The sequence below is a fragment of the Streptomyces shenzhenensis genome, from assembly GCF_003688995.1.
GTDB classification, from domain to species: domain Bacteria; phylum Actinomycetota; class Actinomycetes; order Streptomycetales; family Streptomycetaceae; genus Streptomyces; species Streptomyces shenzhenensis_A.
In genome coordinates this window covers 480,193-493,674 of record NZ_PENI01000002.1, presented here as the reverse complement: position 1 = coordinate 493,674, position 13,482 = coordinate 480,193, and the positions used below count along the sequence as shown (strand labels likewise).

The following is a 13,482-nucleotide window of genomic DNA, read 5'->3' as shown; positions in this document are numbered from 1 at the left end:
GCGGGTGCATCGTCGGTCGGCTGCGGGTGCGTCGTGGCTGGTCGCGCCGTTCCCCGCGCCCCTTCAGGGGCGCCGTCGACCACAGCGCCGGCACGGTCGGTGCGCAAGGCGTATGGACTAGGCGCTCCGCGGGATCGGCCGTGCTGCGGCGCCGGTCGGCTGCGGTCCGTCGTCGACCGACTGCGGGCGCATCGTCGATCGGCTGCGGTCCGTCGCCGGTCGGCTGCGGGTGCGGCGTCGATCGGCTGCAGGCACGTCGTGACTGGTCGCGCCGTTCCCCGCGCCCCTTCAGGGGCGCCGTCGACCGCAGCGCCGGCACGGTCGGTGCGCAAGGCGTATGGACTAGGCGCTCCGCGGGATCGGCTGCAGGCGCGTCGTGGCTGGTCGCGCCGTTCCCCGCGCCCCTTCGGGGGCGCCGTGTGATGAGGCCCGCGTCCCCGGAACACGGGGGTGCGGGCCTCGTCGCTGATGGAGGTCAGCCTCGGTCCGGCTTGGCGGACTTCTTCTCGGCGTTGTCCGCGATGACGGCCTCGGCGACCTGCTGCATGGACATCCGGCGGTCCATGGAGGTCTTCTGGATCCACCGGAAGGCGGCCGGCTCGGTCAGCCCGTACTCGGTCTGGAGGACGGACTTCGCGCGGTCGACCAGCTTGCGGGTCTCCAGCCGCTGTGTGAGGTCGGCGACCTCCTTCTCCAGCTGCCGCAGCTCGTTGAAGCGGGAGACGGCCATCTCGATGGCCGGCACCACATCGCTCTTGCTGAACGGCTTCACCAGGTACGCCATGGCCCCGGCGTCGCGGGCCCGCTCGACGAGATCGCGCTGCGAGAAGGCGGTGAGCATGAGGACCGGGGCGATGGACTCCTCGGCGATCTTCTCGGCCGCGGAGATGCCGTCCAGCTTGGGCATCTTCACGTCGAGGATCACAAGGTCGGGCCGGTGCTCGCGGGCGAGTGCCACGGCCTGCTCCCCGTCGCCTGCCTCACCGACGACGGTGTACCCCTCCTCCTCCAGCATCTCTTTCAGGTCGAGCCGGATCAGCGCCTCGTCCTCGGCGATGACGACGCGGGTCGTCAGCGGAGGCACGTGCGACTTGTCGTCGTCGGGCACGTCTACGGGCTGGGGCGACTCGGCGGTCACGGGGGCTCCTCGTTCAGGGCAGGGGCACTGCTGACAAGAGCCTACCTAGCTACGGTATGGTGGACGCGCGGAGGGTCGGGGAAAACCTTTGATTCTTCGAGCCCCGGTAGCCCAATTGGCAGTAGGCAACGGATTCAAAACCCGTACAGTGTCGGTTCGAGTCCGACCCGGGGCACTTTTCCTTGGTTTCCAAGGTCAGTGATTTTTCGGGGCCCCTCCGGGTGGAGGGGCCTTTCGTGTGACCGGGCCTTTATCGAGAGCTGTCGTCCTCACCGATGTGGTGGACGCGCACCATGTTCGTCGTACCGGAGACGCCGGGCGGGGAGCCCGCCGTGATGACGACGACGTCGCCTTTCTGGCAGCGGCCGTACGTCAGGAGCAGCTCGTCGACCTGGGCGACCATGGCGTCGGTGGATTCGGCGTGCGGGCCCAAGAAGGTCTCCGCACCCCAGGTGAGGCTGAGCTGGGAGCGGGTCGCCGGTTCCGGGGTGAAGGCCAGCAGCGGGATCGGGGAGCGGTAGCGGGACAGCCGACGGGCGGTGTCTCCGGACTGGGTGAAGGCGACCAGGAACTTCGCGCCGAGGAAGTCGCCCATCTCCGCCGCCGCGCGGGCGACCGCGCCGCCCTGGGTGCGGGGCTTGTTCCGCTCGGTCAGCGGCGGGAGGCCCTTGGCCAGGATGTCCTCCTCGGCCGCCTCGACGATGCGGGCCATGGTGCGGACCGTCTCGATCGCGTACTTGCCGACGCTGGTCTCGCCGGACAGCATCACCGCGTCCGTGCCGTCGATGACGGCGTTCGCGACGTCGCTGGCCTCGGCGCGGGTGGGGCGCGAGTTCTCGATCATCGAGTCCAGCATCTGGGTGGCGACGATGACCGGCTTGGCGTTGCGCCTGGCGAGCTTGATGGCACGCTTCTGGACGATCGGCACCTGCTCCAGGGGCATTTCGACGCCGAGGTCGCCGCGCGCGACCATGATGCCGTCGAAGGCCGCCACGATGTCGTCGATGGCGTCGACGGCCTGCGGCTTCTCGACCTTGGCGATCACCGGGAGGCGGCGGCCCTCCTCGTCCATGATCCGGTGGACGTCCTCGATGTCCTTGCCGCTGCGGACGAAGGAGAGCGCGATGACGTCGAAGCCGGTGCGCAGGGCCCAGCGGAGGTCGGCCTCGTCCTTGTCGGAGAGCGCGGGCACGGAGACGGCGACGCCCGGCAGGTTGAGGCCCTTGTGGTCGGAGACCATGCCGCCCTCGACCACCGTGGTGTGCACCCGGGGGCCGTCGACGGACGTCACCTCCAGGCAGACCTTGCCGTCGTCGACGAGGATGCGCTCACCGGGCGTGACGTCGGCGGCCAGGCCGGAGTAAGTGGTTCCGCACTGGTTGCGGTCACCCTCGGCGTCCGCCTCCACCGTGATGATGAAGGTGTCGCCGCGTTCAAGGAGTACCGGTCCTTCGAGGAAGCGGCCGAGGCGGATCTTCGGGCCTTGAAGGTCGGCGAGCAGGCCGACGCTGCGGCCGGTCTCGTCTGCGGCCTTGCGTACGTGCTGGTAACGCTCCTCGTGCTCGGCGTGATCGCCGTGGCTGAGGTTGAATCGGGCGACGTCCATTCCGGCCTCGACCAGTGCCTTGATCTGGTCGTACGAGTCGGTGGCGGGCCCCAATGTACAGACGATCTTTGCTCGGCGCATGCATCGAGCCTAGGGCTTACCGGCGGGTAGAGAATTGGCCGGACGTGACTACTCAACAACCTTTACGTAAAGGGTCATTGACAACTGTTGAATTGTGCGGCCCGGCGCTCCGATGAGCATACAAGGCGCCCGGAATGACCCTCGGGGAGGCGTCACGGACGGCCGGAGAGAATCAGCGGACGGTTACTGACTGTCGCATTCCCACAAAGTTTCGACCCCGGGCTCACAGGCGTGGGGGCGTCATCGTGAATCGCGCGTTGACCTGTGCGTACACATGCTGTCGCTGGGGTTCAAGGTCGAGCGGGGGTGCTGTGTTCTCCGCGTTCTCCGCGGCAACGGCGAAGGCCACGGAGCGGGCGCGCACACCGGGGTGGCCGTAGGGCTCGGCGCCCTCCGCGCCGATGTCGGCGAGTTCCACCAGCGCGGCCAGCGAGGTGCCGAGCGCCTCCGCGTACTCGCGGGCCCGGCGCACCGCCTCGTGCACCGCCTGCCGGCGGGCCTCCCCGTGCACCGGCGAGCCGGGGCGCAGCGCCCACCAGGGGCCGTCGACCCGGGTCAGCTCCAAGTCGGCGAGGCGGGAGGCGAGTTCACCGAGCGCCGGGAAGTCGGAGAGCTCGGCGGTGAGGTGCACGCTGCCGTGGTAGGTGCGCACGCGCTCGCCCCGGCCGTGCGCTGACAGCTCCGGGGTGATGGACAGGAAGCCCGTCTCCAGGCGCTCCACCGCCTCGCCGTAGGACTTGACGACGTCGAGGACGACGGCGTTGCGCCGGGTGAGGTCGTCGAGGGCCGAACGCCGGTCCCGTCCGCGGGCGGTGACGGTGACGCCGATGCGGGCGATCTCCGGGTCGACCTCCAGATGCGCCTCGCCACGGACGGCGACGCGGGGCAGCTCGGGCGAGGGAGTGGCCATACGTCCCACTCTGTCACGCCTTTCCCTGGTTAGGACACCGGAGTTCACCGATGAGGTCATCAGATCGAAACCTCCCCGACCTGTTGCCGTCGGCCGGGCCGGGCCAGAATCTACGCGCGTTGTTGAACCATTCCCCGAGGAGACCGCACGATGCCGCTGAACCGCCGGAAGTTCCTGAAGAAGTCCGCAGCAACCGGAGCGGGAGTGGCGATCGCCGGTGCCGCGGCAGCCCCTGCGCAGGCGTCGACGTCTCCCGCGCAAGGGACGCACGGCAAGCAGCCGAAGCGCCACTCCCTGACCGTCATGGGCACCACCGACCTGCACGGGCACGTCTTCAACTGGGACTACTTCAAGGACGCGGAGTACTCCGACGCCGCCGGCAACGCGATGGGCCTGGCCCGCGTCTCCACCCTGATCAACCAGGTGCGCAAGGAGAAGGGCCGCGAGAACACCCTGCTCCTGGACGCCGGCGACACCATCCAGGGCACCCCGCTGACGTACTACTACGCGAAGGTCGACCCGATCACCGCCAAGGGCGGCCCGGTGCACCCGATGGCCCAGGCGATGAACGCGATCGGCTACGACGCGGCGGCCCTCGGCAACCACGAGTTCAACTACGGCATCGAGACGCTGCGCACGTTCGAGGACCAGCTGCGCTTCCCGCTGCTCGGCGCCAACGCCGTCGACGCGAAGACCCTCAAGCCCGCCTTCCCGCCCTACTTCATCAAGAAGTTCCCGGTGAAGGGCGCCCCGCCGGTCACCGTCGCCGTCCTCGGCCTGACCAACCCCGGCATCGCCATCTGGGACAAGGCGCTCGTGCAGGGCAAGCTGAAGTTCCCGGGCCTGGAGGAGCAGGCCGCGAAGTGGGTGCCGAAGCTGCGCTCCATGGGCGCGGACGTCGTGGTCGTCTCGGCGCACTCCGGCACGTCCGGCACATCGTCGTACGGCGACCAGGTGCCGTACGTGGAGAACGCGGCGGCCAACGTCGCCAAGCAGGTGCCGGGCATCGACGCCATCCTGGTCGGGCACTCCCACGTGGAGATCCCGGAACTGAAGGTCACCAACGAGAAGACCGGCAGGACGGTCGTGCTGTCCGAGCCGCTGTACTTCGCCGAGCGGCTCACCCTGTTCGACATCGAGCTGGTGTTCGCCAAGGGCCGCTGGACGGTGGAGTCGGTCTCCGCCTCGCTGCGCAACTCCAACACCGTCGCCGACGACCCGAAGATCACCAAGCTGCTGTCCGACGAGCACGCGAAGGTCGTCAAGTACGTCAACCAGGTGGTCGGCACCGCCACCGAGACACTGACCACGGTCGACGCCCGCTACAAGGACGCGCCGATCATCGACCTCATCAACAAGGTGCAGGAGGACGTGGTCAAGGCCGCGCTGGCCGGCACCGAGTACGCCGCGCTGCCGGTGATCTCGCAGGCCTCGCCGTTCTCCCGCACCTCGGAGATCCCGGCCGGCGACGTGACGATCCGGGACCTGTCGAGCCTGTACGTGTACGACAACACGCTGGTCGCGAAGCTGCTGACGGGCGCCCAGGTGCGGGCGTACCTGGAGTACTCGGCGGAGTACTACGTCCAGACGGCCCCGGACGCGGTGGTCGACGTGCAGAAGCTCACCAACGCGGGCGGCCGGCCGGACTACAACTACGACTATGTGTCGGGGCTCCGGTACGACATCGACATCGCCCAGCCGGCCGGTTCGCGGATCAAGAACCTCACCTTCGACGGGGCCACGCTGGACGACGCGCAGAAGTTCGTCTTCGCGGTGAACAACTACCGGGCCAACGGCGGCGGTGCGTTCCCGCACGTGGCCTCGGCCCAGGAGCTGTGGTCGGAGTCGACGGAGATCCGGACCCGGATCGCGGAGTGGGTGACCGCGAAGGGCGTCCTGGCTCCCCAGGACTTCGCGTCGGTCGACTGGAAGCTGACCCGCGCCGGCACGCCGGTGTTCTAGGTCTGTCGTCGAACTCCCGTCGTCCGCCCGGAGGGCGGGCCCTGCGGCGTCGTGGGGTTCCCCTGGTCGGGCGGAGCCGAGAGCTCGGGGGAGGGTGCAGGACGTCGCGGGGCCGGGGGCACCTCCGGCCCCGCGGCTGGGAAGGGAAGTTCGACGACTGGGCCTGGGGTCTCCCGCGCGGCCTCGGGCACCGGCGGCGCCGGCCCGGGGCCGTTGCGTCAGCTCCGGTCGTCCACGAGCGGGGTGAGTATCCTCGCCTGCCTGGGGGACGGCACCTTCCGGAGCGGTTGGAGTCCGAAGCTGGTGAAGGCCGTCCGGGTGGGCAGCGGGTATGTCTCCTTCTCCGTCAGGGAGTTGAGGATGGTGGCGCTGCGCCAGGCGGCCAGGCCCAGGTCGGGGGGCGCCGACGCCATGGGTGTGGCGTTCCGCGTTCTGCACGTACACCGTCCCCGTGACGGACGGATCGAGCACGAGCCGGAACGCCTCGTCCACCTGGGGCCGGCCGGCACTGTCGCGGCACACGAGGGGGTCGAGTCCGGCGAGGATGCGGTCCAGCGGGCGTTCCCGGTAGCCGGTGGCGAGGACGACCGCGTCCGTGGTGAGCCGGGAGCGGCTGTCCTGCTGGACGTGTTCCAGGTGGAGTTCGATCTTGGTGGTGGCGACGCGGCCCGCTGTGCGCACCCGGACCCCGGGGGTGAGCACGGCGTCGGGCCAGCCGCCGTGCAGGGTGCGGCGGTACAGCTCGTCGTGGATGGCGGCGATGGTCTCGGCGTCGATCCCCTTGTGGAGCTGCCATTGGGCGGCGACGAGCCGGTCGCGGACCGGTTCGGACAGACCGTGGAAGTACCGGCTGTAGTCGGGCGTGAAGTGCTCCAGGCCCAGCTTGGAGTACTCCATGGGCGCGAAGGCCTCCGTGCGGCCGAGCCAGTGGAGCCGTTCGCGGCCGGGCGGGCGGTGGCGCAGCAGGTCCAGGAAGATCTCGGCGCCGGACTGTCCGGAGCCGACGACGGTGACATGCCCGGCGGCGAGGAACGCCTCGCGGTGCTCCAGATAGTCGGCCGCGTGCACGACGGGGACGCCGGCCGCCTCCACCAGGGGCTTCAGCGGATCGGGCACATAGGGGGCGGTGCCGACACCGAAGACGATGTTCCTGGTGTGGGTGCGGCCCAGGGACTCGGCCTCGCCCTCGGTGTCGAGCCGGGTGTGGTCGACCTCGAAGACCTCGAGTTCGGGGTCCCAGCGGACGGCGTCGACCTGGTGGGAGAAGTGCAGCCCGGGGAGGTTCTCGGCGACCCAGCGGCAGTAGGCGTCGTACTCGGCGCGCAGGCTGTGGAAGCGCTCGGCGAAGTAGAAGGGGAAGAGCCGGTCCCGGTTCCTCAGATAGTTGAGGAAGCTCCAGTGGCTGGTCGGGTCGGCGAGGGTCACCAGATCGGCGAGGAAGGGGACCTGGACGGTGGCGCCCTCGATGAGCAGTCCGGGGTGCCAGTCGAAGCCGGGGCGTTGTTCGTAGAAGACGGTGTCGAGTGCGGTGAGCGGGTGGGCGAGGGCGGCCAGGGAGAGGTTGAACGGGCCGATGCCGATGCCGACGAGGTCGCGGGGCACATCGCTCTCGTGGTGTGGGGGGCTGGTCATCCGGGGGTGCTTCCTTCCACGAGTTTCAGGAGGTGGGCCAGTTCGTCCGGCCGGGCGTGGGGGTTGAGGAGAGTGGTCTTCAGCCAGAGGCGGCCGCCGAGGCGGGCGCGGCCGAGCACGGCCCGGCCCTCCTCCAGCAGGCCGCGCCGGACGGCGGCGACGGTGTCGTCGTCGGCCCCGGCGGGCCGGAACAGGACCGTGCTGATGACGGGCCGGTCGTACAGCTCGAAGCCGGGGTGGTCCTGGACGAGGGCGGCGAACTCCCGGGCCCGCGCGCACACCTGGTCGACCATGGTGCCGAGTCCGCGGCGGCCGAGGGTCTTGAGGGTGACGGCGGTCTTGAGGACGTCGGGTCGCCGGGTGGTGCGCAGGGAGCGGCCCAGCAGGTCGGGGAGCCCGGCCTCGGTGTCGTCGTCGGCGTTGAGGTAGTCGGCACGGTGCTGGAGCACGGCGAGGTCGCGCGGGCGGGCCACGGCGAGCAGGCCCGCGGCGACCGGCTGCCAGCCGAGTTTGTGCAGGTCGAGGGTGACGGTGTGGGCGGCTTCGAGACCGGCGAGCTGCTCACGGTGCCGGTCGCTGAAGACGAGCGGCCCGCCGTAGGCGGCGTCGATGTGCAGCCGGGCGCCGTGGGCGGAGCACAGTGCGGCGATCTCGGGGAGCGGGTCGATGAGGCCGGCGTCGGTGGTGCCGGCGGTGGCGGCGACCAGCAGGGGGCGCGGGAGCCCGGTGAGGGCGTCGTCGAGCGCGGCCGGATCGAGGATGCCGCCCGGCGCGGGTACGACCACGGGTTCGGGCAGGCCCAGCAGCCAGGCGGCGCGGGTCAGCGAGTGGTGGGCGTTGGCCCCGCACACGAGCCGGACGCCGCCGCCCTGTGTCTCGCGGGCGAGCAGCAGCGCGAGCTGGTTGGACTCGGTGCCGCCGGTGGTGACGAGGGCGTCCGCCAGGCCGAGTTGCCGGGCGAGGGCGCGGGTGACGACGGCTTCCAGCGCGGAGGCGGCGGGGGCCTGGTCCCAGGAGTCCAGGGAGGGGTTGAGGGCGCTCACCGCGAGATCGGCGGCGGTGGCGACGGCGAGCGGCGGGCAGTGCAGATGGGCCGCGCACAGTGGGTCGGCGGGGTCGGCCGAGCCCTCGGCGAGGGCCCGCACGAGGGTGTGCAGGGCGTCGGGGTCGCCCTCGTCGGGCAGGACGTCCCCCACGGCCTCGGCGATCCGCGCGGCGACGGCCTCGGGGCCGCCCGCGGGCAGCGGGCCGCCGCGCGCCCGTCCGCCGTCCCGCAGGGCGTCGAGCACGGTGTCCAGCAACGGCCGCAGCGCGTCGGGGCCTTCGGGCGACGAGGCGAAGGGGGGCAGGGTCATGGGCTCTCCTCCGGGGCGCGGGAAGGGGGAACGACCATGGGACTTCCAGCTTGTACACGATGGCCTCGACGCGCCCGGGATACGCAACGATCGGACCCGAAAGTGGGTACTCCCGTACGGGGAAAACATGTTGGGTACCCGAACACCGGGGCCGCGACATCGAACGGACGGCCGACGTTTTCGCCAAACAGCTACGGGGCCGGGTGACCGGGGGCAGCCATCCCTGAGTGGGCAGTGTCCTCGGGAGGGGGCATCCCCCGGCGGGGGGCACCCCGGTGGAGCCGTCCCCTAACGGAGGCGGGCCCCAAGGCAGGTGGCCCCCAATCCCCGCAACCCGCCGGACCATCAGGGGGCCGGGTGGCCGGGACAGCTCGCGGCGCGGCCGGCCCCGGGCGGGGTGTCCCCCGGCGGGGGCGTCCGCAGCAGGGGCACGGCCCAGTGGGGCTGTCCCCCAGCGGGGGGGCACCCCCAACGGGGATGTCTCCCAGCAGAGGCGCACCCGATGGAGGCAGCCCTCAGCGCGGGTGAACCGCCAATCCCCCAAGCCGTCAGGGGGCGGCCCACCGAAGGCGGGCGGTCCCGGGCGGGGCGGCTTCCCGTAGACGCGTCCCCCCAGCGGGGTCCCAGCGACGGCACCCCCAGTGGGGGGCATCCCCCGCGGCAGTAGGCCACCCGACGCCCCAACCCGCCGAACCATCAGGAAGCGGCCCGGGACGGGTAGCCGAGGGCGGGCGGTCCCGGGCAGGGCGACTCCCCCTAGAAGCATCCCCCGGCGGGGGTCCCAGCAGCGGCACCCCCAGTAGGGGGCATCCCCCGCGGCAGTGGGCCACCCGACGCCCCAACCCGCCGAGCCATCAGGAAGCGGCCCGGGACGGGGAGCCGAGGGCGGGCGGTCCCGGGCGGGGCGGCTTCCCCTAGAAGCATCCCCCGGCGGGGGTCCCAACAGCGGCACCCCCAATAGGGGGGCATCCCCCGCGGCAGTGGGCCACCCGACGCCCCAACCCGCCGAACCATCAGGAAGCGGCCCGGGGGCGGGTAACCAGGTAGGGCGACTCCCCGTAGACGCGTCCCCCGGCAGGGGTGGCCCCCTGGGGGCGTTACGCCTCGCGGATTCGTAGGGCTCGGGAGAGGTCGTCCAGTTCGTCGGTGAGCCAGCGGCGCAGGGCCGTGTTCGGGGCGCCGTCGCGCAGGCAGGCCTCGCCGAGGGCGAGATTCTCGGCGTCCACGATGTGGGCCGGGAAGGCCCAGCGGCCGACGGCGGAGGCGATGGCCGGGCCGCGGCGGGCGGCGACGGCGACCGCGTCCGGGTAGTAGCGCGGCACGTACTCCCGTACCAGATCGGCCTGTTCGGGCTGCCAGAAGCCGCGGGCGGTGGCGATGAACAGGTAGTTCGACAGCTCGGCCCCGCTGTCCGCGGCGAACATCGCCTCCCATGCCGCGCGCTTGGCCCCCGGGGCGGGCAGGGCGGCGCGGCAGCGAGCGGCGCCCTCCTGGCCGGTGGCGCTCGGGTCGCGCTCCCGTTCGGCGGCGATGGCGGCCTCGTCGGTGGCGCCGAGCACGGCGAGCCGGCCCAGGATGCGCCAGCGCAGCTCCGGGTCCAGCTCCGGTCCGCCGGGCACGATGCCGTCGGCGAGCCAGGCGGCGATCGTGTCGGGGTGGGCGGCGACGTCGATGAAGTGGCGGACGGCGAGCAGCCGCAGGCCGGGGCTGTCGCCGTCCTCGGTGCGCCGGATGAGGTCGCGGCAGAGCGCGGAGAGCGTGGCCAGGGCGGCGGGGCGGTCCTCGGGCGTGACGTACCGGCCGGCCACATGCTCGGTGGCGAAGGCGAGGACGCCCTCGACGAGGGCGAGGTCGGTCTCGTGCGGCAGATGGGTGCGGGCGGCGTCCAGGTAGGCGGCGGGCGGCAGTTCGCCGTCGCGGACCGCGTCCCGCAGCGCGTTCCAGACGACCGCGCGGGTGAGCGGGTCGGGCAGGCCCGACAGTCCGGTGCGCAGCGCCTCGAAGGACTCGGCGTCGAACCGCACCTTGGCGTAGGTCAGGTCGCCGTCGTTGAGGAGCAGCAGCGCGGGCCGCTTGCCGAGGGGGTGCGGCGCGGGCTGCGGGACGTCGAGGCCGACGCGCTCGCGCAGCACGAGGCGGCCCTCGTTGGCGAGGTCGCGGTCGTACAGGCCGACGGTGATGCGGTGCGGGCGGCTGCCGGTACGTTCGACGGTGAGCGCGCAGGTGCCGTCGGCGGCGGGGGTGACAGCCGGGGTGAGGGTGTCCACGCCGGTGGTGCGCAGCCAGGCGTCGGCCCAGGCGTGCACATCGCGTTCGGTGGCGCCGGCCAGGGAGTCGATGAAGTCGGCGAGCGTGGCGTTGCCGAACTTGTGCCGGGCGAAGTGGGTGTTGATGCCGGCCAGGAAGTCCTTCTCGCCGAGCCAGGCGACGAGCTGGCGCAGCGCGGAGGCGCCCTTGGCGTAGGAGATGCCGTCGAAGTTGAGCAGCGCGGCGGCGGTGTCGTCGACGGCCTCGGGGGCGACGGGGTGGGTGGAGGGGCGCTGGTCGGCGTTGTATCCCCAGCCCTTGCGGGCGATGCCGAAGTCGACCCAGGTGTCGGTGAAGCGCGTCGCCTCGGCGGTGGTCTGGTAGCCCATGTACTCGGCGAAGGACTCGTTGAGCCAGATGTCGTCCCACCACTTGAGGGTGACGAGGTCGCCGAACCACATGTGGGCCATCTCGTGGGCGATGACCATGGCGCGGGTCTGCCGCTCGGTGTCGGTGACGGCGGAGCGGAAGACGAACTCGTCGCGGAAGGTGACCAGGCCCGGGTTCTCCATGGCGCCGGCGTTGAACTCGGGGACGAACGCCTGGTCGTAGGAGTCGAAGGGGTAGGGCTCGTCGAACTTCTCGTGGTAGCGGTCGAAGCACGCGCGCGTGACGTCGAGGATCTCCTCGGCGTCGGTGTCGAGGTACGGCGCGAGGGAGCGGCGGCAGTGGAGGCCGAAGGGCAGGCCGCGGTGCTCGGTGCGCACGGAGTGCCAGGGTCCGGCGGCGACGGCGACGAGGTAGGTGGAGATCAGCGGGGTGGGGGCGGCCCGCCAGCGGCCCTCGCCGAGGTGCTCGGTGACCCCGTTGGCGAGGACGGTCCAGCCCTCGGGGGCGGTGACGGACAGCTCGAAGACGGCCTTCAGGTCGGGCTGGTCGAAGGCGGCGAAGACGCGCTGCACGTCGTCCATGAAGAGCTGGGTGTAGACGTACGTCTCGCCGTCGGAGGGGTCGGTGAAGCGGTGCATGCCCTCGCCGGTGCGGGAGTAGCGCATCCGCGCGTCGACGCGCAGTTCGTGCTCACCCGCGGCGAGGTTCTTCAGCGGCAGCCGGTTCTGGTCCAGCGAGTCGGGGTCGAGGGGCTGTCCGTCGAGCGTGACCGAGCGCAGCTCGGCGGGTTTGACCTCGACGAACGTATCGGCGTTCGCGGAGTCCGCCCGCACGGAGAACCTGATCTCGGTGCGCGAGTCGAAGGTCTCGTCCCCGGTGGTCAGGTCGAGCTCGATCGTGTAGCGGTGGACGTCGAGGAGCTGTGCTCGGTTGTGCGCTTCGTCGCGCGTCAGTACGGACATGCAGGCCATGCTGCCCGATGCCACCGACAGCGCACAGGGGTGCATGCGGTACGCGGCTTATGTCCGATCCTGGGTGGTGGCGGCCCGCAGAGTGTCGCGTTGCGGCGGCACCCGGCCGTCGGGGTGCGGCCGGGCGGTGCGCGGGCCGCGCTCCGCGTCCTGGGCGCGGTCGGCGATCAGCGCGCGCAGTTCGCGCACCTCCCGCTCCAGGGCCAGGGTGCGCTGGTGGGCGGCGTACAGGTGGCGGACCTTGGTGCGCAGGGCCCAGGGGTCGACCGGGGCGCGGACGAGGTCGGCGACCCCGAGCCCGTAGGCAGCCGCGGCCAGTTCGCGGTCCGGGCCCGCGCCGGTGAGCAGGACGACGGGGATGTGCCGGGTCTGCTCCAGGCGGCGTATGCAGCGCACCACGTCCAGCCCGTCGGGTCCGTCCTGGCCGTGCGCGCCGGGTGCGCTCACGTCGAGCAGGAGGAGGCCGACCCGGCCGCGCAGGACCTGCTTGAGCGCCTCGTCCGAGGTGGTGGCGCGGCCGAGCCGGAGGCCCAGTGGGGCCAGGGCGTGCTCCAGCGCGTACAGCGTGTGCTGATGGTCGTCGACGATGAGGATCTCGGCATCCGACGGCATGGCCCACGTCCCTCCCGCGTGACCCACCAGCTTACGCCCGGACACTGACGGGGAGTACTCGCGGACTGACGAACAGTGCCCGGCACGTGGCCGGGCCCCGCCGCCCGGGCGCCGTGGGCCCGTCGCGTCGCCCGAGGTCAGCTGGGCTCGGCGGCCTTGCTGTTGGCGGTGTCCTCGGCGATGCGCTCGTGGTGTCTGATCACCTCGGCGATGATGAAATTGAGGAACTTCTCAGCGAAGGCCGGGTCCAGTTTGGCGTTCTCGGCGAGGCTGCGCAGCCGGGTGATCTGCCGGGCCTCACGGGCCTGGTCGGCGGGCGGGAGCTGGTGCACGGCCTTGAGGCGGCCGACCTGCTGGGTGCACTTGAAGCGCTCGGCGAGCATGTGGACGACGGCCGCGTCGATGTTGTCGATGCTGTCGCGCAGCCGGTCGAGTTCCGCGCGGACGGCGGGATCGACGTCACCGTTACCGGTGTTGCTGGTGGTCATGGGGGCCCAGCCTAGTGAGCGGCGGCGGGGGTTTCGATCACCGGTGGGCCGCCGGGGCACGGCGCGGCCCCGCCGGGCGCGGAAGCGGAC

Annotated in this window: 8 protein-coding genes, 1 tRNA gene and 1 pseudogene; 2 read left to right on the top strand and 8 right to left on the bottom strand. The window is 71.7% G+C overall.

Annotated elements, in window-relative coordinates; all coding sequences use genetic code 11:
- Positions 1–475: 475 nt before the first annotated feature.
- Positions 476–1,138, bottom strand: a complete 663-nt coding sequence (locus tag CTZ28_RS05090) for an ANTAR domain-containing response regulator (RefSeq protein ID WP_121887996.1) — start codon at positions 1,136–1,138, stop codon at positions 476–478.
- A gap of 100 nt (positions 1,139–1,238) precedes the next feature.
- Between CTZ28_RS05090 and CTZ28_RS05085 the strand changes: the two genes are divergently transcribed.
- Positions 1,239–1,313 (top strand) — tRNA-Leu (locus CTZ28_RS05085).
- A 75-nt stretch (positions 1,314–1,388) separates the two neighbouring features.
- Here the strand turns inward: CTZ28_RS05085 and pyk are convergent.
- Together pyk and CTZ28_RS05075 are read right to left on the bottom strand one after the other, a co-directional pair.
- Complete coding sequence (gene pyk, locus CTZ28_RS05080; RefSeq protein ID WP_121887995.1) at positions 1,389–2,825, bottom strand: pyruvate kinase; 1,437 nt, start codon at positions 2,823–2,825, stop codon at positions 1,389–1,391.
- Positions 2,826–3,048: 223 nt separating this feature from the next.
- Positions 3,049–3,735 (bottom strand): SIMPL domain-containing protein, encoded by a 687-nt coding sequence (locus CTZ28_RS05075; protein WP_183154271.1) that lies wholly within the window; start codon positions 3,733–3,735, stop codon positions 3,049–3,051.
- Between the two features lie 150 nt (positions 3,736–3,885).
- Between CTZ28_RS05075 and CTZ28_RS05070 the strand changes: the two genes are divergently transcribed.
- A complete protein-coding gene (locus CTZ28_RS05070) occupies positions 3,886–5,697 on the top strand; it encodes a bifunctional metallophosphatase/5'-nucleotidase (protein ID WP_121887993.1) in 1,812 nt (603 codons plus the stop codon).
- Between the two features lie 218 nt (positions 5,698–5,915).
- On the opposite strand, the pseudogene CTZ28_RS05065 reads toward CTZ28_RS05070, so the two are convergent.
- The 5 genes and pseudogenes from CTZ28_RS05065 to CTZ28_RS05045 form a co-directional block, all read right to left on the bottom strand.
- A pseudogene (locus CTZ28_RS05065) lies at positions 5,916–7,329 on the bottom strand (lysine N(6)-hydroxylase/L-ornithine N(5)-oxygenase family protein).
- Positions 7,326–8,684, bottom strand: coding sequence for a pyridoxal phosphate-dependent decarboxylase family protein (locus CTZ28_RS05060; protein WP_121887992.1), 1,359 nt, complete (start codon positions 8,682–8,684; stop codon positions 7,326–7,328). The pseudogene CTZ28_RS05065 and the gene CTZ28_RS05060 overlap by 4 nt, the downstream one beginning before the upstream one ends.
- Before the next feature lie 1,097 nt (positions 8,685–9,781).
- A complete protein-coding gene (gene pepN / locus CTZ28_RS05055) occupies positions 9,782–12,283 on the bottom strand; it encodes an aminopeptidase N (RefSeq protein ID WP_183154270.1) in 2,502 nt (833 codons plus the stop codon).
- 57 nt (positions 12,284–12,340) lie between these two features.
- Positions 12,341–12,904 carry a response regulator gene (locus CTZ28_RS05050; protein WP_121887991.1) on the bottom strand — a complete coding sequence of 188 codons (564 nt, stop codon included), beginning with the start codon at positions 12,902–12,904 and terminating at the stop codon, positions 12,341–12,343.
- 137 nt (positions 12,905–13,041) lie between these two features.
- Positions 13,042–13,392, bottom strand: coding sequence for a chorismate mutase (locus CTZ28_RS05045; protein WP_121888111.1), 351 nt, complete (start codon positions 13,390–13,392; stop codon positions 13,042–13,044).
- Positions 13,393–13,482: the final 90 nt, after the last annotated feature.

What these genes read in the sequence shown, in the direction of transcription:
- pyk (WP_121887995.1), bottom strand. Translation starts at nt 2,825, where the DNA reads ATGCGCCGAGCAAAGATCGTCTGTACATTGGGGCCCGCCACCGACTCG.
- CTZ28_RS05050 (WP_121887991.1), bottom strand. Translation starts at nt 12,904, where the DNA reads ATGCCGTCGGATGCCGAGATCCTCATCGTCGACGACCATCAGCACACG.
- CTZ28_RS05060 (WP_121887992.1), bottom strand. Translation starts at nt 8,684, where the DNA reads ATGACCCTGCCCCCCTTCGCCTCGTCGCCCGAAGGCCCCGACGCGCTG.
- pepN (WP_183154270.1), bottom strand. Translation starts at nt 12,283, where the DNA reads ATGTCCGTACTGACGCGCGACGAAGCGCACAACCGAGCACAGCTCCTC.
- CTZ28_RS05070 (WP_121887993.1), top strand. Translation starts at nt 3,886, where the DNA reads ATGCCGCTGAACCGCCGGAAGTTCCTGAAGAAGTCCGCAGCAACCGGA.
- CTZ28_RS05045 (WP_121888111.1), bottom strand. Translation starts at nt 13,392, where the DNA reads ATGACCACCAGCAACACCGGTAACGGTGACGTCGATCCCGCCGTCCGC.
- CTZ28_RS05075 (WP_183154271.1), bottom strand. Translation starts at nt 3,735, where the DNA reads ATGGCCACTCCCTCGCCCGAGCTGCCCCGCGTCGCCGTCCGTGGCGAG.